General features: G+C 63.3%; 19 protein-coding genes and 1 tRNA gene. 12 read left to right on the forward strand and 8 right to left on the reverse strand.

Features of this window, described 5'->3' with window-relative positions:
* Positions 1-14: 14 nt before the first annotated feature.
* Both N7E70_RS16275 and N7E70_RS16280 read right to left on the reverse strand, forming a co-directional pair.
* Complete coding sequence (locus N7E70_RS16275) at positions 15-1,259, reverse strand: glycosyltransferase family 4 protein (protein ID WP_263006981.1); 1,245 nt, start codon at positions 1,257-1,259, stop codon at positions 15-17.
* Positions 1,260-1,310: 51 nt separating this feature from the next.
* A tRNA-Leu gene (locus tag N7E70_RS16280) sits at positions 1,311-1,395 on the reverse strand.
* A 341-nt stretch (positions 1,396-1,736) separates the two neighbouring features.
* Here N7E70_RS16280 and tig point away from each other — a divergent pair.
* Positions 1,737-3,206, forward strand: a complete 1,470-nt coding sequence (gene tig / locus N7E70_RS16285) for a trigger factor (RefSeq protein WP_182574136.1) — start codon at positions 1,737-1,739, stop codon at positions 3,204-3,206.
* Between the two features lie 105 nt (positions 3,207-3,311).
* Here tig and radC read toward each other — a convergent pair whose 3' ends face one another.
* From radC to N7E70_RS16315, 6 genes are all read right to left on the reverse strand, one after another.
* Complete coding sequence (gene radC, locus N7E70_RS16290; protein ID WP_263006982.1) at positions 3,312-4,064, reverse strand: RadC family protein; 753 nt, start codon at positions 4,062-4,064, stop codon at positions 3,312-3,314.
* Positions 4,065-4,186: 122 nt separating this feature from the next.
* Positions 4,187-5,014, reverse strand: coding sequence for a type I methionyl aminopeptidase (gene map / locus N7E70_RS16295; RefSeq protein WP_067961656.1), 828 nt, complete (start codon positions 5,012-5,014; stop codon positions 4,187-4,189).
* A 140-nt stretch (positions 5,015-5,154) separates the two neighbouring features.
* Entirely contained in the window at positions 5,155-5,856 is a 702-nt protein-coding gene (locus tag N7E70_RS16300) for an SH3 domain-containing protein (RefSeq protein ID WP_263006983.1), read from the reverse strand.
* 72 nt (positions 5,857-5,928) lie between these two features.
* Positions 5,929-6,150 carry an alkylphosphonate utilization protein gene (locus N7E70_RS16305; protein WP_067961661.1) on the reverse strand — a complete coding sequence of 74 codons (222 nt, stop codon included), beginning with the start codon at positions 6,148-6,150 and terminating at the stop codon, positions 5,929-5,931.
* Between the two features lie 78 nt (positions 6,151-6,228).
* A complete protein-coding gene (locus N7E70_RS16310; protein WP_263006984.1) occupies positions 6,229-6,405 on the reverse strand; it encodes a hypothetical protein in 177 nt (58 codons plus the stop codon).
* Between the two features lie 204 nt (positions 6,406-6,609).
* Positions 6,610-7,641, reverse strand: coding sequence for a LacI family DNA-binding transcriptional regulator (locus N7E70_RS16315; RefSeq protein WP_192316241.1), 1,032 nt, complete (start codon positions 7,639-7,641; stop codon positions 6,610-6,612).
* Between the two features lie 275 nt (positions 7,642-7,916).
* Between N7E70_RS16315 and N7E70_RS16320 the strand changes: the two genes are divergently transcribed.
* The 11 genes from N7E70_RS16320 to N7E70_RS16370 all read left to right on the forward strand — a co-directional run bounded on the left by N7E70_RS16320 (position 7,917) and on the right by N7E70_RS16370 (position 18,889).
* On the forward strand, positions 7,917-9,251 hold the full coding sequence (locus N7E70_RS16320) for an ABC transporter substrate-binding protein (protein WP_263006985.1): 1,335 nt from the start codon (positions 7,917-7,919) through the stop codon (positions 9,249-9,251).
* 105 nt (positions 9,252-9,356) lie between these two features.
* Positions 9,357-10,304, forward strand: coding sequence for a carbohydrate ABC transporter permease (locus tag N7E70_RS16325; protein ID WP_018430699.1), 948 nt, complete (start codon positions 9,357-9,359; stop codon positions 10,302-10,304).
* Positions 10,301-11,242: a carbohydrate ABC transporter permease gene (locus N7E70_RS16330; RefSeq protein ID WP_263006986.1), complete on the forward strand. Its 942-nt coding sequence runs from the start codon at positions 10,301-10,303 to the stop codon at positions 11,240-11,242. The genes N7E70_RS16325 and N7E70_RS16330 overlap by 4 nt, the downstream gene beginning before the upstream one ends.
* On the forward strand, positions 11,239-11,427 hold the full coding sequence (locus tag N7E70_RS16335) for a hypothetical protein (protein ID WP_263006987.1): 189 nt from the start codon (positions 11,239-11,241) through the stop codon (positions 11,425-11,427). The genes N7E70_RS16330 and N7E70_RS16335 overlap by 4 nt, the downstream gene beginning before the upstream one ends.
* Positions 11,428-11,431: 4 nt before the next feature.
* Positions 11,432-12,529: an ABC transporter ATP-binding protein gene (locus N7E70_RS16340; RefSeq protein WP_182574075.1), complete on the forward strand. Its 1,098-nt coding sequence runs from the start codon at positions 11,432-11,434 to the stop codon at positions 12,527-12,529.
* The gene (locus N7E70_RS16345; protein WP_263006988.1) at positions 12,522-13,517 is read left to right on the forward strand and encodes an ABC transporter ATP-binding protein; all 996 of its coding nucleotides are present in this window, start codon (positions 12,522-12,524) and stop codon (positions 13,515-13,517) included. The genes N7E70_RS16340 and N7E70_RS16345 overlap by 8 nt, the downstream gene beginning before the upstream one ends.
* A 12-nt stretch (positions 13,518-13,529) precedes the next feature.
* Positions 13,530-15,149 (forward strand): dihydroxyacetone kinase subunit DhaK, encoded by a 1,620-nt coding sequence (locus tag N7E70_RS16350; protein WP_263006989.1) that lies wholly within the window; start codon positions 13,530-13,532, stop codon positions 15,147-15,149.
* 173 nt (positions 15,150-15,322) lie between these two features.
* The gene (locus N7E70_RS16355; protein WP_263006990.1) at positions 15,323-16,219 is read left to right on the forward strand and encodes a helix-turn-helix transcriptional regulator; all 897 of its coding nucleotides are present in this window, start codon (positions 15,323-15,325) and stop codon (positions 16,217-16,219) included.
* A 221-nt stretch (positions 16,220-16,440) separates the two neighbouring features.
* The gene (locus tag N7E70_RS16360) at positions 16,441-16,950 is read left to right on the forward strand and encodes a GlcG/HbpS family heme-binding protein (RefSeq protein WP_263006991.1); all 510 of its coding nucleotides are present in this window, start codon (positions 16,441-16,443) and stop codon (positions 16,948-16,950) included.
* A 10-nt stretch (positions 16,951-16,960) separates the two neighbouring features.
* Positions 16,961-18,010, forward strand: coding sequence for an alpha/beta fold hydrolase (locus tag N7E70_RS16365; RefSeq protein ID WP_263007036.1), 1,050 nt, complete (start codon positions 16,961-16,963; stop codon positions 18,008-18,010).
* A 177-nt stretch (positions 18,011-18,187) separates the two neighbouring features.
* The gene (locus N7E70_RS16370) at positions 18,188-18,889 is read left to right on the forward strand and encodes an ABC transporter ATP-binding protein (protein WP_269441406.1); all 702 of its coding nucleotides are present in this window, start codon (positions 18,188-18,190) and stop codon (positions 18,887-18,889) included.
* The last annotated feature ends 2 nt before the right edge of the window (positions 18,890-18,891 follow it).

Consider the following 18,891-nt stretch of genomic DNA (forward strand, 5'->3'; position numbering starts at 1 on the left):
GAGTTTCTCGGATATCACGCGAGGCTGGATCTGACGGCCGCCGCGATGGCTTTCGGGCCGAAGCGCTGCGTGACTGTTTCACGGGCACGGAGCCGCCGCGCCTGAAGCCAGTCGGTGTCCGTGCACAGCGCCGCCGCGCGCGCGGCGAGGTCGTCGTCGGTCTCGGCAAAGTCGATGTCGACACCGTCGACAAGGCCGAGGCCTTCCGCAGCCAGCCGGGTGGCCACGACCGGGAGGCCCCAGGCCATCGCTTCCAGTATTTTCAGCCGCGTGCCGCCGCCGCTGACCAGCGGTACGACGGCAAGATGCGCTCGGCGATAAAGCTCCGCAAGATCGTCTGGATTGGCTATCAGTTCGACATTGGGCAAGGCAGCCACGTCGCCAAGGCTGCGGTGCGGGTTGCGCCCGGCAATGACGAGCCTTGCGCCGCCGAGCGCGGCGTGCAGCCGCGGCAGGATTTGCGTTGCCAACCGCCGCGCCGCTTCGAGATTCGGCGGGTAGTTGAGGTGGCCGATGAACAGCAGCGTCGGCTGGCCCGTGGCCATTGCGGGCTGGTCGGCCAATTGTTCGGGGATGAGTTCAAACCGGGGAACGCCATTCGGAACGACATCGGCAAGGGCACGCCCGCCGGACAGGTCGCGTAGTCTGTCGCGATCCTGCTCCGAGCAGACCCAGACCTTGTCCACCATGCGCAGCGACTGCAACTCGATGTCGCGCATGCGCCTGACATGGCGGGCCTTCTTTGAGAACAGCCCTCCCAGCCAGCCGGTTTTCGGCATCATCTGCCTGAAAAGGTCGGACTCTATGTTGTGCATGTCGAGCACGATCGTCGACGCCAGTGGGCGCAGATGCTCGAGGAGAGGAAACAGTGGAATACCCTCGACGATGATGGCATCGGGCTTGAAGTCGCGTGCCGCCGCCAGCAGGCGCGAAAGCGCGACTTGCGGGATGCGCGTGTCGATCGGGGTCCGGCGTTTGGCGAGGCGAGGCGAGGTTGCGGCCTCGGCTGCGTTGGCAAGGGCCAGTGTCGTGATCCTGTCGTCGTCGAGCGTCGTAGGTGCAACTGGTGCGTGGACCGAGGTCGCCAGCACATCACCCAGCCCTGCAAGCGCCTGGACATTCTGCCAGTTGCGTAGATCCCCACCCGAAACGGGCGGCCACACCGCATCGGAGGCAATGAGCAGGCTGCGTCGCGGTCGGGCCGGGCGATTGTTGTCGGCAGTGGAGGTGGTAGCTGTGGGATTTGTCGTTGCGTGCACGGCTCGATCACTCGCGATCAGAGGTTTCAGGTCCGCCGGGCAGAGCGTCTATGGTGCGGATGATAGGAGTCGAACCTACACGCCTCTCGGCACTGGAACCTAAATCCAGGGCGTCTACCAGTTCCGCCACATCCGCATGCGACCGCCAATCACATGCCGCCATCATTCTGTCAATCTCGGAGCCGAAATGACCCGGGCCGGGAGAAACCGCGAAGATAGTTGAAAATTGGCCTCGCCTGTGACAAAAGGCCTGTCAAATAGGATGGGACGCAAAGGACCGTCTCTGAAAGATACGATAAGAAGTCGGAAAAACAATAACTTATCGGATTTTCGGAAGATGGCGGAGCCAAACGGGCCGCGATGGCGGGCCAGGATGACGATTTGCGAACTTGAAGCCACCCCCGGCAAACGAATTCCGGCAGGCTGAACGGCAGGACGCCGTTCAAGCCGCGCCATACGTAAAACAAAGGTTTGATGATGCAGGTCACCGAAACGCTCAACTCCGGCCTCAAGCGCGAGATCAAGGTCTCGGTTCCTGCCGGCGATATGGAAGCCCGTCTCGAGAAGCGGCTTTCGGCTGCCAAGGACAAGGTCCGCATCAACGGCTTCCGTCCGGGCAAAGTGCCGATGCAGCACATCCGCAAGATGTACGGCAAGTCCTTCATGGCCGAAGTGGTCAACGAGATCCTGACCGACTCGACGCGCACGATCATCGCCGAGCGCGGCGAAAAGGCTGCGATGCAGCCCGACGTCGTGATGACCGAGGACGAGAAGGAAGCCGAGAAGATCCTGGCCGGCGGCGTCGATTTCGAGTTCTCGCTGAGCTATGAAGTCATTCCCGCGATCGAGATCAAGGACTTCACCGACATCAAGGTGTCGCGCCCGGTCTACGACGTTCCGGAAAGCGAGATCGACGAGCAGGTCAACCGCGTTGCCGAATCGGCGCGCTCCTACGAGCCGAAGACCGGCAAGGCCGCCGAAGGCGACCGCGTCACCATCGACTATGTCGGCAAGATCGACGGCGTTGCCTTTGACGGCGGCACTGGCGGCGACCAGCCGCTGGTGCTCGGCTCGAAGGAGTTCATTCCCGGCTTCGAGGACCAGTTGATCGGCGCCAAGGCAGGCGACGAGAAGCTCGTCACCGTGACCTTCCCGGAGAACTACCAGGCCGCGCATCTGGCCGGCAAGGAAGCCACCTTCGACGTCACCGTCAAGGAAGTCGCTGCCCCCGGCAAGCTGGAAGTCAACGACGAGACCGCCAAGAACCTCGGCCTCGAGTCGCTCGAGAAGCTGCGTGACATTGTTCGCGGCCAGATCGAGAACCAGTTCGGCGCCATGACGCGCCAGAAGGTCAAGCGCCAGCTGCTCGACCAGCTCGACGGCGCGTACCAGTTCGAGGCGCCTTCCAAGCTCGTCGAAGCCGAATTCGGCAACATCTGGAGCCAGGTGACCCGCGATCTCGAGATCGCCGGCCGCACCTTTGCCGACGAAGAGACGACGGAAGAAGAAGCCCGTGCCGAGTACCAGCGCCTTGCCGAGCGCCGCGTGCGCCTCGGTCTGGTCCTCGCCGAGATCGGCGAGAAGTCCGGCGTGACGGTTTCCGACGAAGAGCTGCAGCGCGGTCTGTTCGACACCGTTCGCCGCTACCCGGCCAGCCAGCAGCAGGAAGTGTTCGATTTCTACCGCAACAACCCGTCGGCGCTGGTCAACCTGCGCGCGCCGCTGTTCGAGGAGAAGGTCGTCGATCATCTGCTGTCGCAGATCTCCGTCACCGACAAGAAGGTGACCAAGGAAGAGCTGCTCGCCGACGACGAGGACGAGGCTTCGGCAAAGCCGGCCAAGAAGGCTTCGGCCAAGAAGGCAGACAAGGCTGAGAAGGCCGAGGGCGAAGAGCCCAAGAAGAAGGCCGCTCCGAAGAAGAAGGCCAAGGAAGCCGACGCCGAATAAGGCGACGCTCCTGAGTGAAACAGGAAAGGCCGCTGGAGCAATCCGGCGGCCTTTTTGATTCTGTTTTCGTCGAAAGCTGTTCCGGCCAATGCCTGCTGCGCACGTCTAGATCAGCAGCAGCCCCTTCATGCTGGCAAAGCCCTTCTTGCCGATAATGATGTGGTCGTGCACGGCGATGCCGAGCGGCCTGGCGATGTCGATGATGGTCTTGGTCATGTCGATGTCGGCGCGTGAAGGTGTCGGGTCGCCGGACGGGTGGTTGTGCACGAGGATGACAGCAGTGGCCGACAGCTCAAGCGCGCGCTTGATGACCTCGCGGGGATAAACCGGCGTATGGTCGACGGTGCCCGTTTGTTGCACCTCGTCGGCGATCAGCACGTTTTTCTTGTCGAGGAACAGGATGCGGAACTGCTCGCGCTCTTCGAACGCCATCGCTGCCCGGCAATAGTCGAGCACCTGGTTCCACGACGACAACACCTCGCGGCCGCTGATTTCGCCGCGCGCCATGCGCGTGGCCGAGGCGGCGATGATCTTGAGGTCGAGAGCCACTGCCGGCCCGACGCCCTTGACCTCTTGCAGCAGGTTGACTGGTGCGCCCAGCACTTCGGCGAGTGTGCCGAAGCGGGCGAGCAGGGCTTTGGCGACAGGCTTGGTGTCGGCGCGCGGGATCAGCCTGAACAGCAAGAGTTCGAGCAGTTCATAGTCGGCGAGGGCGTCGCCGCCGCTTGCCGAGAAACGCGCGCGCAGACGCTCGCGATGGCCGAGATAGTGGGGTTTCTCCGGCTCAGTGTCGCGCTTGGGCTGCGGCAGCGACCGCTCGCCAAAGAAACCGCGCTCGTCGTGATCGTCGCTCGCCATGCCCAGTATGTCGCCCCCGCCGGCGCGGTCGCCTGTGCGTTCGAACGAACGCAGCTAGGACGCTCTCCCCAAGTTGACACATCGTGCTTGTGCGGGCCGATGCGCTTGCCGGCGAGGTGATCTTATGCGGGCAGGCCCGGTCGGTCGAGCCCTTTGGGCGACAGCGTGAAGATCTCGCAGCCTGTGGCCGTAACGCCGACCGTATGCTCGTACTGGGCCGAAAGCGAGCGGTCGCGGGTGACCGCCGTCCAGCCGTCCGACAACACCTTCACATGCGGCCGGCCGAGATTGATCATCGGCTCGATGGTGAAGATCATGCCCTGGCGCATCTCGACGCCTTCATTGGCATTGCCGTAGTGCAGGATGTTCGGTGCGTCGTGGAACAACGCGCCGACGCCATGGCCGCAGAAATCGCGCACCACCGAGCAGCGCTCAGCTTCGGCATAGGTCTGGATGGCAGCACCGATCGCGCCGGTACGGACACCTGGGCGGACAGCCGCGATGCCGCGCATAAGGCATTCGTGGGTGACTTCGAGCAACCGCTCGGCGGCGCGCTTGATGGTGCCGACCGGGTACATCCGGCTCGAATCGCCGTGCCAGCCGTCGAGGATGTAGGTGACGTCGATGTTGACGACGTCGCCGTCCTTGAGCGGTTTGTTGTCGGGGATGCCGTGGCAGACGACATGATTGATCGAGGTGCAGGACGACTTGGTGTAGCCGCGATAGTTCAGCGTCGCCGGCAGCGCGCCGTGATCCATGCCGTATTCGAAGACGAAACGGTCGATGGCGTCGGTTGTAACCCCTGGAGCAACGCGGTCGACCAGCTCATCGAGGCAGCTGGCGGTGAGTTGGCACGCCTTGCGCATGCCTTCAAAAGCCTCGGCGCCGTAAAGGCGGATCTGGCCGGTGTTCCTGAGGGGCGCCGTGGCGGCGTCGAGATAGCTGACCATTGACCTCTACCGGGTAACCTTTTGGGTGCTCGCAGCACCTGCGAGACGAGCCGCAGATTTGGCACCGGATGCGTCCGGTTTCAACCCGCAATGCCCGATCAGGCATGATATCGGCTGTTTCAGAGGCGAATTTAGGCGGCTCAGCCCGGCGTGGCGGTGTTGGCGGCGTGGCCGAGCGTCTGTTTCGGGCGAGGGGCGGCAGGATCCGCCGGTCGCAGCAGGTCGCCATGCACCCAACCCTTGCGTCCCGAGGCCGACACAAGCGTCCATTTGCCGTCACGGGCGAACACCCTGACACTCTCGCCCTGCTTGAGACTTGACGTGACGGGGGCGGAAACGCTTGGGCGCTGGCGCAGATAGACCGTGGTGCTGGTATAGAGCACGTTGAGCGCGGCAGCGCCGGTGCTCGTCGATTTCGGCGCAGGCTCCTTTGCTGTCGATTTCGGCCGCGGCAATGGCGTGGGCGGGCGTGTGATCGAGGCCGTCTCGATGTCGGCGGCAGGCTTGCGCGGCGTCCTTTCTCTGGCCGCAGGCGCCGTGGCTGCCGCCTTCTTGGTTGGAACCTCTGCTTTGGGCTTCGGCGCGGCAGCCAGCTTGCGCGGTTCGACATCCACCTTGGGGCGCGCCACGTCAGCTTGTGGCCGTGGCGCGACATTGACCTTCGGCCTGGTGACGGCGACGTCCTTGCGCTCGGCGGTTTCCGCCCTGGATTTGTTGGCTGTCCTGGCCGGGCGATCGTCGAAGCGCGCCTTGCTGGGCAAGTCCTGCGTCATCGCCCAGCCGCCGGCAGCAAGTGCGCCGAGCACCAACCATCTCAACTTGGGAAGGGCGAATCCAGACATGCGCTGAGTCTGGACTTCAGAGCTTAAAACCGCGTTGACGCTGGTCCATCGGCGCGGCGCAGCGTTGGCGGCTCAGGCCTTCTTCACAAACTCGGTTTTCAGCACCAGCCCCTTGACCTGCTTGGTGTTGCATTCGATCTCGCCGTGATTGCCGTTCAAGCGAATGTTCTTGACGAGCGTGCCGCGCTTGATCGTCTCGGAGGTCCCCTTGACCTTAAGGTCCTTGATCAGCGTAACGGAATCGCCCTCATTCAGCTGAGTGCCGTTGCTGTCTTTGACGATGATCTCGGACATGTCTTTTCCTTCCGCTGCAGCTCGATATGTCCGTCTGCAGTAGGTCGTCAAAGCGGTGACGTAAAGGGGGCACGCCTGTTATGGACCAGACGCGGCAGCTTCAGCCGGTTCGCAAGGCGGCTGGCCTTTGAAGTCGCGCGCCATGCAGCCGTATTTGTCGAATGTCTGGCCGCCGGTCCTCGCCGCTTTCGCCATGCCGCAGGCCGACAGGGTCAGGCAGGCGAGCAGGGCGACCGTTATTCTCGTGGCATGCATCGCGCTTCTTCCGGTTTGGCGGTCAGGTGAATCGCAAGTCGCGGCTGGACGGCGTCAAGATATGGCAAAGGCTTTGCCGTCGCCACATGCGCGACTTGCAGTTGAACTGTAAGTGATTGGAGGCACCCGACAGGATTGCGCCTCAGCGCCGGAGATGAGCCGCCTTTACCTTCGACAGTTGGGGTGCGCGCTGTGCTCTCCCGGTCAATCGAACTGCAGATTCTCCTTGAGCAGCACTTCGATGCGGATGCGCTCCTGGGAGGCGAGGGGTTCGCGGTGGTCGGAACGGGCGCGCAGGATGCGCAGCGCGCTGCGGACGGCGTGGCCGGGGTCCTGGGCGATGACGGCGTCGATGCGTTCGTCCATCAGCGCCTGCTCGCTGAACGGGGTTCGCTCATGGGCGACGACGGTGAGCGCGCGGGCGCCTTGCGTGTTCCACACCGCCGTCAGCGGGATGCGGGCCTCGGAACTCAGGACATAGACGGCGACCGTGTCGGGGTTGTGCTCCAAGGTGCGCCGGATGATCAGGTCGGCGCGCTTTTCGTCGCCATAAGTCTCCAGCGACGGCAGGCTTTCGAGATGCGGGAACTGGGCGTTGATGATGCTGTCGAAGCCGAGGCGGCGCTGGATGCTGTCGAGGGCCATCATGGTTTCGGCAACGACCATGATCTTGCCCGGACGTTCGCAGAGGAAACGGCCGGTGATCTTGCCGGCGGTGGCGCCAGCGGCAAAATTGTCGACGCCGACATAGTCGGCGCTCTCAAGTCGCTCCTGGCCCGACAGGAACTGCACCACCCGAACACCGCGCTCGACCAGCCGCAGCATCGCGTCGCGCACTTGCGGTGACTCGGGCGCCATGACGGCAACGCCGTCGACCGTGTCGTGGTCAATGGCCGTGAGGTATTTGGCGACATGGTGTGGGTCGCTCATGGCGATCTGCACGGCTTCCACGTCGGTCGAATCGGCGCGGAGTGCCTCCGTCGCTTCGCCGGCGCGGGCGATGAGTTCGGCGAGATACTGGTCACCTGACGTCGGCAGGACGAAGCGGAAGCGGTATGTCTTGTTGCGGGCCAACGCCACGGCGGCGGGGTTGCGCATGAAGCCGATGCGCTCGATCGCCTCGGCCACGCTCCTAGCCGCCTTTGGGCTGACATTCGGTCGCTCGTTGAGGACGCGGTCGACGGTCGCGAGGCTGACGCCCGCGGCTTCTGCCAGGTCTCTCGCGGTTGGCCGCATCCTCGACTCTCTTCCCGATCATGTCGTCTCCGGGCGATTTCTCCAACAAAACCAGATGAAAATCAAGTTTTGAGGTGCGTACCTCAAAATTCGCTTGCATTGAGGTGCGCACCTCAACTAAGACTCTCATCGTGGTCGCCGGGAGGACTGAGCGAGCCACGCAGGCGGCGCGGAGGAGACTGGCCCGCCAGGAAGATCGTTTCCGCGTCAGGTGCCCCAAGCGGGCGTTTTCACCTTCCGATGGAGGTCGGAAGGATGGGAGGGAGGTCCCAGCCATGACAATTCGCCATGTGAGATCATTGGCCGCTTTCGGCGCCGTTTTGGCTGCCGGCGTGGCGGGAACAAGCCAGGCCAGCGCAAAGGACCTGACGCTGTGCTGGGCCGCCTGGGACCCGGCCAACGCGCTGGTCGAGCTGAGCAAGGATTTCGAGGCCAAGAGCGGCGTCAAGATGAAGTTCGAGTTCGTGCCGTGGCCGAACTTCGCTGACCGCATGCTCAACGAGCTGAACTCGGGCGGCAAGCTCTGCGACCTGATGATCGGCGACAGCCAGTGGATCGGTGGCGCGGCAGAGAACGGCCAATATGTGAAGCTCAACGATTTCTTCGACAAGGAAGGAATCAAGATGGACGACTTCATTCCGGCGACCGTCGTCGGTTATGCCGAATGGCCGAAGAATTCGCCGAACTACTGGGCGCTGCCGGCCTTCGGCGATGTCGTCGGCTGGAGCTATCGCAAGGACTGGTTCGCGCGGCCCGAGCTGCAGACCGAGTTCAAGAAGAAATACGGCCGTGACCTCGTCGTGCCAAAAACCTTCGCCGAGCTCAAGGACATCGCCGAGTTCTTCCAGAAGCGCGAGATCGACGGCAAGACTGTCTATGGTGCTGCGATCTACACCGAGCGCGGATCCGAAGGCATCACCATGGGCGCGATGGACGTGCTCTACAGCTTCGGCTTCCAGTACGAGAACCCCGACAAGCCTTACGAGCTCGATGGGTTCGTCAATTCGGCCAAGGCGGTGCAGGGGTTGGAATTCTACAAGCAGCTCTATGATTGCTGTACGCCTCCCGGCCATTCCGACGCCTACATGTCCGAGGACATTGACGCCTACAAGTCGGGCCAGGTGGCGCTGCACATGAACTTCGCCTTCACCTGGCCCGGCATCAATGCCGATGCCAATGTCGGTGGCGACAAGTCGGGCTATTTCCCGAACCCGGCGGGTCCGGACGGGGTGGCCTTCGCCCAGCTCGGCGGCCAGGGCATCTCGGTGGTCTCGGCTTCGGAGAAGAAGGACGACGCGCTCGCCTACATCAAGTGGTTCGCCCAGCCCGAGGTCCAGCAGAAATGGTGGCAGATGGGCGGCTATTCGGCACTGCGCAAGGTCGTCGAGGATCCGGGCTTCGCCACCAGCCAGCCCTATGCCCAGACCTTCCTCGACTCGATGGCCATCGTGAAGGATTTCTGGGCGGAGCCGGCCTACGCCTCGCTGCTGCAGGCGACGCAGAAGCGCTTCCACGATTATGTCGTTGCCGGCCAGGGCTCCGCCCAGGATGCGCTCGACGGTCTCGCCAAGGACTGGACGCAGATCTTCGACGACGAGGGCAAGTACTGATCGCTGTAAAGCCCTGTCCCGCATCCTCCCAGCGGGCCATGCTACGGTGCGGGGCCGGCGCTTGCCGGCTCCGTCGCCGCACAGTTGATAATCAGGGGAATATCAATGCTGCATTCACCGGTGGATCGCGTCGCCGAAGCCACGCCGCACGCCATTGCCAAGCGTTTCCGGGGTCTGTCTGACCGTTCGCTCGCCTGGCTCTTCGTTGCTCCCTCAATCGTGCTCCTGCTCGCGGTCAACATCTTTCCGCTGATCTGGACGATCCGGCTGAGCTTCACCAATTTCCGCGTCAATCGACCCAATGCCGAGGTCGAGTTCGTCGGCCTGAAGAACTACATCAGCATCCTGTCCGACAAGGACATCTGGCTGACCATGCAGGCAACGGCGCATTTCCTGATCTGGACCATCGTGCTCCAGGTGCTGATCGGCTTCTCGCTCGCCTATCTGATCAACAAGAAGTTCCGTGGCAATGATCTCTGGACGACGATCATCGTGCTGCCGATGATGCTGAGCCCGGCGGTCGTCGGAAATTTCTGGACCTTCCTCTACCAGCCGCAGATCGGCCTGTTCAATTATGCCATAGGCTTCCTGACCGGCGCCGATCCCTCCAGCTTCTCGATGATCGGCGACGTGGCGCTGGCGCCCTGGGCGATCGTCATCGTCGACACCTGGATGTGGACGCCCTTCGTCATGCTGATCTGCCTGGCCGGGCTGCGTTCCATTCCCGACAGCATCTATGAAGCCGCCGAATGCGACCGCGCCAGCAAATGGCGGCAGTTCTGGACCATTACCATCCCGCTGGTGCTGCCGTTCCTGATGCTCGCCGTGCTGTTCCGCGGCATCGAGAACTTCAAGATGTTTGACCTCGTCGTCCAGCTCACCGGCGGCGGTCCGGGCTCGATCACCGAGCTCACATCGATCAACCTCAAGCGCGAAGCCTTCGAGAAGTGGCGCACCGGTTATGCCTCGGCCTATGCCGTCATCCTGTTCGTGACCGTCTTCGGCCTGGCTTCGATCTACGTCAAAGCCCTGAACAAGGTGAAACAGCGATGAGCAGCTATTCCATCACCGAGCCGTCGCGCCGGCAGAAGTGGTTCGCCGGAGTGCTTGTCGTCCTCTATGCGCTGATCACCATCCTGCCGCTGGTCTGGATCATCGGTACCAGCTTCAAGACCCCGTCGGATGCCATCGCCTATCCGCCCAAAACCTTCTTCACGCCGACGGTTGAAGGCTATGTCAATGTCTTCACCACCCGCACCCGGTTGACCGAGGAACAGTTGCAGGCAGTCGGCGAGCCCCAGACCTGGTACGACAGGCTTGTGCGCAAGGACGGGCTAGTCATCTCGGGACCGTCGCGCTTTGCCGAACGCTTCACCAATTCCGTCATCATCGGCTTCGGCTCGACCGTGCTCTGCATCGTGCTGGGGACAGCAGCCGCCTACGCCTTTTCGCGCTTCAAGGTGCCGCTGAAGGACGACCTTTTGTTCTTCATTCTGTCGACGCGGATGATGCCGCCGATCGCGGTCGCCATCCCGATCTTCCTGATGTTCCGCTCTCTCGGGCTGAGCGACACCCATGCCGGCATGATCCTGCTCTACACGGCGGTCAACCTGTCGCTGTCGGTCTGGCTGCTCAAGGGTTTCATCGACGAGGTCCCGGTCGAATATGAGGAGGCGGCGCTGATCGACGGCTACACGCGCTTCCAGGCTTTCTACAAGGTCGTGCTGCCGCAGGCGGCGACCGGTATCGCCTCGACCGCGATCTTCTGCCTGATCTTCGCCTGGAACGAATACGCCTTTGCCGTGCTGCTGACCTCGGGCAATGCCCAGACCGCGCCGCCCTTCATTCCGACCATCATCGGCGTCAGCGGCCAGGATTGGCCGGCGGTCGCCGCGGGCGCGACGCTGTTCCTCGTGCCGGTCATGGTCTTCACCATTCTCCTGCGCAAGCACCTGTTGCGCGGCATCACCTTCGGAGCGGTACGCAAATGACAGGGTTTCTCGACGGATTGCTTCATTTCCGGCGCGGCGCCTGGGAGATGCTGGCCTCGGTGCTGATTGCCGCCGGCGTCGTCATGCTCATGCAGCCATTCGCCCTGGTCCTCTATTCCTGGTCCTTCCTCGTAACCCTGCTGGGCACGGTGATGTTCATCATCGTCAGCCATTTCCCGGAGTAGGCCCGTGGCACAGATCAGAATCCAGAATGTGCGCAAGGAGTTCGGCGCCTTCACCGCCGTGCGCTCATCGACCTTCACCATCGAGGACGGCGAGTTCTTCATGCTGCTCGGCCCCTCCGGCTGCGGCAAGACGACGACGCTCAGGATGATGGCGGGCCTCGAGCTGCCGACCTCGGGCGAGATCTTCATCGATGGCGAAGAGGTCGGCATGAAGCCGGCCAGCAAGCGCGACATCGCGTTCGTCTTCCAGATGTTCGCGCTCTACCCGCACATGAACGTGCGCAAGAACATCTCCTATCCGCTGGTCAGCCAGGGCATGAAGCGCGAGGAAGTGAAGACGCGTGTTCAGGAGGTCGCCCGCATCCTCAAGATCGAGAACATCCTCGATCGGCCGGTCGGCGGGCTGTCGGGCGGCGACCGTCAGCGAGTGGCGCTTGGCCGGGCTATCGTGAGGCAGCCAAAAGCCTTTTTCATGGATGAGCCGCTCGGCGCGCTCGATGCCGAATTTCGCGAGCACATGGCTGAGGAACTGCGCGCGCTGCACGACCGCATGGGCGCAACGACGGTCTATGTCACGCATGACCAGCTGGAGGCCATGCAGATGGGCGACAAGATCGTCGTCATGAACCATGGCGTCGTCGAGCAGTTCGGCAAGCCGCAGCAGATCTACGACTGGCCGGCGACCAAGTTCGTCGCCCAGTTCATCGGCTCGCCATCCATGAACTTCCTCGATTTCGAAGGCATGATCGGCATTGGCGGCAAGTCGGTCGATCTCGGCGAGGCGAAGATCGAAGTGCCGGCCGCGCGGGAGGGGCGGGCCGGCAAGCTGACGCTCGGCGTTCGGCCCGAGCATGTCAGGTTCGCCACCGAGTCGGCATACAGGGGGCGAGTCACAGCGGTCGAATATCTAGGCACCACCCAGATCGTGACGCTGCGATCGAGCCACGGCGACCTCAAGGCGCGTATTCCCTCGGACCGGCCGGTCCGCGAGGGCGAGCTGGTCGGCCTCGCCTTCGACGCAAGGACGTTGTCACTGTTCGACGCCGAAACCGGCAAGGCGCTGCGATCGGACGCCAATGACGGAGTGCTGGGACATGGCTGAAGTGGTCCTTGAAAACGTGACCAAGAGCTTCGGTGGCACGGTCGCGCTCGACAATGTGTCACTGACCATCCCCGACGGCTCCTTCGTCGTGCTGCTCGGCCCGACGGGCGCCGGCAAGACGACGACTTTGCGCATGGTTTCGGGGCTCGATGTGCCCGACAGCGGCGAGGTCCATATCGGCGGACGCCTGACGAAGGGGCTGTCGCCGGCGGAGCGCAACGTGGCGATGGTGTTCCAGCAGTATTCGCTCTATCCGCATCTGACGGTGCGGCAGAACCTTGAGTTTCCGCTGAAATCACCGCTGCTCAACACGCCACGCGATCTCATCGACCGGACCGTGAGGGAGGTCGCCGAGGTTCTGCAGATCGGCCACAAGCTCGACAACAAGGCGACCGCATTGTCGGGCGGCGAGATGCAGCGCGTCTCCATAGGCCGTGCGCTGGTGCGCAATCCGCAGATCTTCCTGATGGACGAGCCGCTGAGTTCGCTCGACGCCAAGCTGCGCGCCGACCTGCGCATCGAACTGAAGCGCATCCAGGCCAAGCTGGGGGCGACGCTGCTCTATGTCACCCACGACCAGATCGAGGCGATGACGATGGCGACCCATGTCGGCGTGCTGAACGAAGGCAAACTTGTGCAGTTCGGCTCGCCGCGCGAGGTCTATGAGCAGCCGGTCAGTGTCTATGCCGCAACCCGGCTCGGCCAGCCGCGCATCAACGTCCTGCCGGCCGACATCTTTGCCGGAGCGCCGTCGGGGGCGAAAAGCATTGGCCTGCGCCCCGAGCACATCGTTCAGGGCGACGGCGAGGAGGCATTGGTCAAGCGCGTCGAGCATCTCGGCGACCAGACGCGCCTGCATCTCACTCTGAAGCGACACGACCTCGTCACCGTCACCGACGCCCACACGCCGCTCAGGGGCGGCGAAACCATCCGTATCCAACCATCGCGGCCGCTCTACTTCGATGCGGCGGGCATGCGTTTAGCTTAGGGAGCAGAATCCATGGCGCAATTCATCAACCGGCGCGAAGACGTCGTCACCGAGGCCATCGATGGGGTGCTGGCGCTGTCGGGCGGTGCGCTGACCCGCCTCGACGGCTATCCGCATATCCGCGTCGTGCTGCGCAGCGACTGGGACAGGTCCAAGGTGGCGATCGTCTCGGGCGGCGGCTCCGGCCACGAGCCGGCCCATGTCGGCTTCGTCGGCAAAGGCATGTTGACTGCGGCGGTCTGCGGCGACGTTTTTGCCTCGCCCAGCGTCGACGCCGTGCTCGCCGGCATCCTGGCGGTAACCGGGCCGGCCGGCTGCCTGCTGGTGGTCAAGAACTACACCGGCGACCGGCTGAACTTCGGCCTCGCCGCCGAGCGCGCCCGTGCCTTCGGCCTCAACGTCTCGATGGTGATCGTCGGCGACGACATCGCCTTGCCCGACCTGCCGCAGGCGCGCGGCGTCGCCGGCACGCTGTTCGTGCACAAGATTGCGGGTGCACTCGCCGAACGTGGCGCCGACCTGGAATCGGTGACGGCAGCGGCGAAACATGTGATCGCCGGTACCCGCTCGATCGGCATGTCGCTCGACACCTGCAGCGTGCCGGGCTCGCCCAAGGAGGATCGCATTCCGCTTGGCAAAGCCGAGCTTGGCCTCGGTATCCATGGCGAGGCCGGCGTCGAGCAGATCGACTTCGCCGGTGCCCGCGCCTCGGTCGCCACCATGGTCGAGCGGTTGGCGGCAGTGATGGGCGAGGGGCCGCATGTCGTGCTCGTCAACAATCTCGGCGGTACCTCGGTGCTCGAAATGTCGGTGCTGGCGCATGACCTGCTGCAGTCGGCCATTGGCGACAGGATCACTCATGCCATCGGGCCGTCGCCGCTGATGACTTCGCTCGACATGCAGGGTATTTCCATTTCGGTATTTCCCGCCGACGCGACGGAACTGGAACTGCTGAAGGCGCCCGTCGTGATCCCGGCATGGCCCGGCGTCTCGCAGGTCAGGTCGCTCGTGGTCGCGCCCATGCCCGACGGGCTGACGCCGATCACGCCGATGCCGTCCAACCACGCGGGCACGCGCGCCTTCCTGGTCAATTGCTGCAACGTGCTGATCGCGGCCGAGCAGGACCTCAACGCGCTCGATGCCAAGTCGGGCGACGGTGACACAGGGTCGACGCTGGCCGGGGCCGCCCGCGCCCTGATCAGCGCCATCGACCGGCTGCCTTTGTCCGACCACACACAGCTTCTGCGCGCCATCGGCCAGGAACTGAGCCAGACCATGGGCGGCTCGTCGGGTGTGCTGCTTGCCATATTCTTCGCCGCCGCCGGCGACGGCGCCTCCAGCGGCCTGCCAATGCGCGAGGCGCTGCGGGCAGGGTTGGCGCGCATGCAGGAGATCGGCGGCGCCAAGATTGGCGACCGGACGATGGTCGACGCCCTGGCACCGGCCTTGGACGGCCTTGGCGACAGCCTGTCGGCAGCGGCCACGGCCGCCCGCAATGGCGCCAATTACACTGCCACGCTCACCCGCGCCAAAGCCGGTCGCGCAGCCTACATCAACGCCAGGCAACTCGAGGGCCACATCGATCCCGGCGCGGAGGCGGTGGCGCGGTTGTTTGAACATCTGGCGAGGTAGGAGCGGTGCCTGATTGGATGGGCTGGCGCGGAGAGGCGTCTGGGCTTGCCTGTCGGGCCATCCATGATTTGACTCATTGATGGGGCGGCATAAGAGTCTAAGTGAACGTCTTGCCGCGCTGTCCGTCGGCCGAATCTTGCGGACATACACCGTGCGTCTGAAGGGAAGGGGCGGTGAACAGGCAAAACCAGGACACGTATCCGGCCTTTGCGGAAGACTTCCGCGGGGGCGTGCTTGCCGCGCAGCGACAGCTGCGAAACCGCCTGCTCGATCGCGGTACCATTCGCTATCGTCATGCGCGCGACCTGGCCGCGCACATGCTGCTTCGTCTCGACGACCTGCCGGGGTGCTGGTCGATCGCCACCAACTGGCTGCGGGCCGAGCTCGGATGCCAGCGGGTCGATACCGGTTTCGGGATGCGTGAGGCGAAGGACTACTTCCCGGGCTTTGCGGAAGCAAAGGACGCGAACTACGACGTTCCTTCATTCGGATGCGGCCGGGCTGTCGACAACCGCGACGTCGCCATGCAGGCGATGTGGCTGGACCCTCGTCCGCTGATCTTTGCCGACATCAAGCAGGACCGCCGCGTCACCATGCGGTTGCGGCAAAGGATGTCGGGGGCGCGGACGAAATCGAAACTCGCCTGGGCCCTTCGCACCGAACGCGGTGGCTACGGCCTGATCTGTGCCGACTGGACCGAGCACATGGTACCCTGGGAATCCGGTCTCTACGATTGCTTCGAGCAGACGGTGACGGATGTCTTGAGCCCGATCATCGCCGTATCGAAGCGGATTGCCGACCAGGACTCTCGTGGCGAGGCGGGGAAACCACAGGGATCCCTGGCCGCATATGCAGGCGTTTCGGACGCGGCATCACTTGCGACGCTGACAGCGTCCGAACTGGATGTGGCCCGGTTGGTTGCGAAGGGGATGAGCTACAAGGAGATCGCGCGGGTTCGCGACCGCTCTCTTTCCACGATCGATCATCAGCTCAGAAGCATCCGGCAGAAGACCGGCGCCTCCAGCACATCGGCTTTGGTCAGCCTGCTTGCACGGTCTGATTTGTCCTAGACGGCAGCGCTGCTGCACGCGCGGACGTCCGTACGTTCTCGCTATTATGCCGACGGACATCATAAGATAAGCATTATCAATAAGATATGATGATAATCTGATGTTTCGTCGAGTTTGACTGGCATCGCGAATGTTCGCGATAGATGGCCATAAGCCATTCTTCGTAAGCTCTTTCAACGCTGAAGCACCCAGACAGGTGTTCGGTCGAGGGAGGATGCGAGATGACCAAACGATTGCTTGCGGCAACGGGCCTGGTGGCATGGTTGCCTACGCTCGGTGCGGCCGAGGAGATGGCCAAGCCGGTCCTTGGTTATGAGGCGGCCGGACGGATGATTGCGGCCTGCTTCGCCGCTCAGGCAGCCGCAGGGCACGCCAAGGTCAATGTCGTCGTGGTCGACGATGGCGGACGGCTCATTGCTGCCGCACGGCAGGACGGGGCCTGCAAGGCCTGCACCGATATTGCCGAGAACAAGGCAGCCACATCCGCGCTCTATGCCGCTCCGACCCGAGCCATGGCTGACCTTTCCTTTGGCGTGAAGCGCGACGGCGTGGATGCCGGATTGCCGGGGGCGGCGTTTGTCCCAGGTCTCGTCGCCTTTGCCGGCGGCCTGCCCATCAAGACGGCCGCTGGCGACGTCATTGGCGGGATCGGTGTCAGTGGCGCCAGCGAGGATCAGGACGAAAGCTGCGCGCAGGCGGGCCTCGACGCTGTCTCGAAAAGCCTCGACTGAGGATCCCGTGATGATCGACAATCCATATTACGGTCGTGAAACGCAGGGCGAGTTCGAGCTCTACGATCTGGGAAACCTGGTTCTTGAGGATGGTGAAACGCTGCGCGATGCAAAACTCGCCTATCGCACCTTCGGTTGCCTGAACGCGGAAAAGTCCAACGCCATCCTGGTGACAACCTGGTTCTCCGGCACGGGCAAGGTGATGGCGGACGTCTATGTCGGCCGCGATCACGCGCTGAACCCAGACGAGTACTTCATCGTCGTCGTCGACCAGATCGGCAGCGGGGTGTCGTCGTCGCCGCAGAACTCGCCGGCACCGCAAGCCATGGCCAAGTTTCCAAAGGTGCGCATCGGAGATGATGTGCGGGCCCAGCATCGGCTCATAACCGAGCATTTCGGCATCGAGAGGCTGGCGCTGGTCGTCGGCGGATCGATGGGTGGCCAGCAGGTCTATGAATGGGCGGTGCGCTATCCCCAAATGGTCGCGCGCGCAGCACCGATCGCGGCGACGGCCCGTATCTCGCATCACCAGGCCATCTTCGTCGATGTTTGCGCCGACGCGCTGATGTCCGATCCCGGCTGGAATGGCGGCTGGTACAGGAGCGGTAACGATGTCCGCGACGGTTTGGACCGCCTGGCGAGGATCGTGGCAACTCTGGGCTGGTCACCGCAGTTCTACCAGGAGGAACGCTGGAGAAGCGTGCTCGGCATGTCGTCATCAGATGACTTCATCAACGGGGTGATGAAGGCCTATTTCGAGCCCATGGATCCCAATGTGCTGCTCTGCGAAATGTGGAAGTGGCAACGGGCCGACATATCCCGCCACACGGGCGGAGACCTCTCGGCTGCCCTGAAACGGATCACGGCGAAAACCTATGTTATGCCGATCAGCCACGACATGTTTTTCCCACCGCATGAATGCGAGGCCGACTGTGCCCTGATCGAAGGTGCGGAGTTGAAGCTCATCCGCACGCCGGAAGGCCATATGGGCCTGAACGGGTTTGAACCCGGCTACATCAGCCAGGTGGATGAGCATTTGAGAGCTCTTCTCAAGAACTGAGACCAGCAACAGGGACGCAACTCTTGGTCCGCGCCGACGGCGCGGGTGCGGGAGAAGCATGTCCCGGACAGGGAGGACGGGATGGGAGACCATACCCACCACGCGCTTCGCGTAAGCGGCGCAACTAAGACATATGCAGCGCACTCAGGTGTGGTCCACGCGCTGCAGGACGTGGACATGATCGTCGAGGCTGGCGAGTTCATCTCCGTCGTCGGACCATCCGGCTGCGGCAAGACGACCTTGCTTTGGTCCATTGCTGGCCTCCACCAGTTGAGCGGCGGCCGGATCCACCTGGGTGCAGACGAGATCAGGCAGCCGCATCCGAGCATCGGCATGATGTTCCAGGAAGCAAACCTGCTGCCTTGGCGCACCATCGAGCAGAACATCTCGTTGCCGTTCGAGCTGCGCCGGATCAGGCCGGACAGGGACAGGGTCGAGGCCTTGCTCGATCGTGTTGGCCTTGGCGGCTTCGGCGAGAAGATGCCGCGAGAGCTCTCCGGCGGCATGCAGCAGCGCGCCTCGATCATACGCGCACTCGCCAGCGACCCCGATGTCCTGCTGATGGACGAGCCCTTCGGCGCGCTCGATGCCTTCACGCGCGATGAGATGAACAAGCTTGTCGAGGAGATCTGGATCGAGGCGCGCAAGACAGTGATCCTGATCACCCATTCCATCGCCGAGGCCGTGTTCCTATCCGACAAGGTCTACGTGATGAGCGCCCGTCCGGGCCGCATCTCCAGGGTCGTCGACGTGCCGTTCGAACGGCCGCGTCCGCTGGAACTCATGGAAACCCGTGAGTTCTTCGACCTCGTCAACGACATCAAATCCGACATCAAGCATCAAGTGCCGCCGGCAAGGCGCACGACCTCCGCGAGGTAACC

Source organism: Aminobacter sp. NyZ550, from assembly GCF_025628925.2.
GTDB lineage: Bacteria > Pseudomonadota > Alphaproteobacteria > Rhizobiales > Rhizobiaceae > Aminobacter > Aminobacter ciceronei.

Coding starts and splice junctions, on each gene's coding strand:
- N7E70_RS16345 (WP_263006988.1), top strand. CDS start 12,522: ATGGCTGAAGTGGTCCTTGAAAACGTGACCAAGAGCTTCGGTGGCACG.
- N7E70_RS16370 (WP_269441406.1), top strand. CDS start 18,188: ATGATCGTCGAGGCTGGCGAGTTCATCTCCGTCGTCGGACCATCCGGC.
- N7E70_RS16335 (WP_263006987.1), top strand. CDS start 11,239: ATGACAGGGTTTCTCGACGGATTGCTTCATTTCCGGCGCGGCGCCTGG.
- N7E70_RS16325 (WP_018430699.1), top strand. CDS start 9,357: ATGCTGCATTCACCGGTGGATCGCGTCGCCGAAGCCACGCCGCACGCC.
- N7E70_RS16350 (WP_263006989.1), top strand. CDS start 13,530: ATGGCGCAATTCATCAACCGGCGCGAAGACGTCGTCACCGAGGCCATC.
- radC (WP_263006982.1), bottom strand. CDS start 4,064: ATGGCGAGCGACGATCACGACGAGCGCGGTTTCTTTGGCGAGCGGTCG.
- N7E70_RS16305 (WP_067961661.1), bottom strand. CDS start 6,150: ATGTCCGAGATCATCGTCAAAGACAGCAACGGCACTCAGCTGAATGAG.
- N7E70_RS16310 (WP_263006984.1), bottom strand. CDS start 6,405: ATGCATGCCACGAGAATAACGGTCGCCCTGCTCGCCTGCCTGACCCTG.
- N7E70_RS16330 (WP_263006986.1), top strand. CDS start 10,301: ATGAGCAGCTATTCCATCACCGAGCCGTCGCGCCGGCAGAAGTGGTTC.
- N7E70_RS16315 (WP_192316241.1), bottom strand. CDS start 7,641: ATGCGGCCAACCGCGAGAGACCTGGCAGAAGCCGCGGGCGTCAGCCTC.
- N7E70_RS16300 (WP_263006983.1), bottom strand. CDS start 5,856: ATGTCTGGATTCGCCCTTCCCAAGTTGAGATGGTTGGTGCTCGGCGCA.
- N7E70_RS16360 (WP_263006991.1), top strand. CDS start 16,441: ATGACCAAACGATTGCTTGCGGCAACGGGCCTGGTGGCATGGTTGCCT.
- N7E70_RS16365 (WP_263007036.1), top strand. CDS start 16,961: ATGATCGACAATCCATATTACGGTCGTGAAACGCAGGGCGAGTTCGAG.
- N7E70_RS16320 (WP_263006985.1), top strand. CDS start 7,917: ATGACAATTCGCCATGTGAGATCATTGGCCGCTTTCGGCGCCGTTTTG.
- tig (WP_182574136.1), top strand. CDS start 1,737: ATGCAGGTCACCGAAACGCTCAACTCCGGCCTCAAGCGCGAGATCAAG.
- map (WP_067961656.1), bottom strand. CDS start 5,014: ATGGTCAGCTATCTCGACGCCGCCACGGCGCCCCTCAGGAACACCGGC.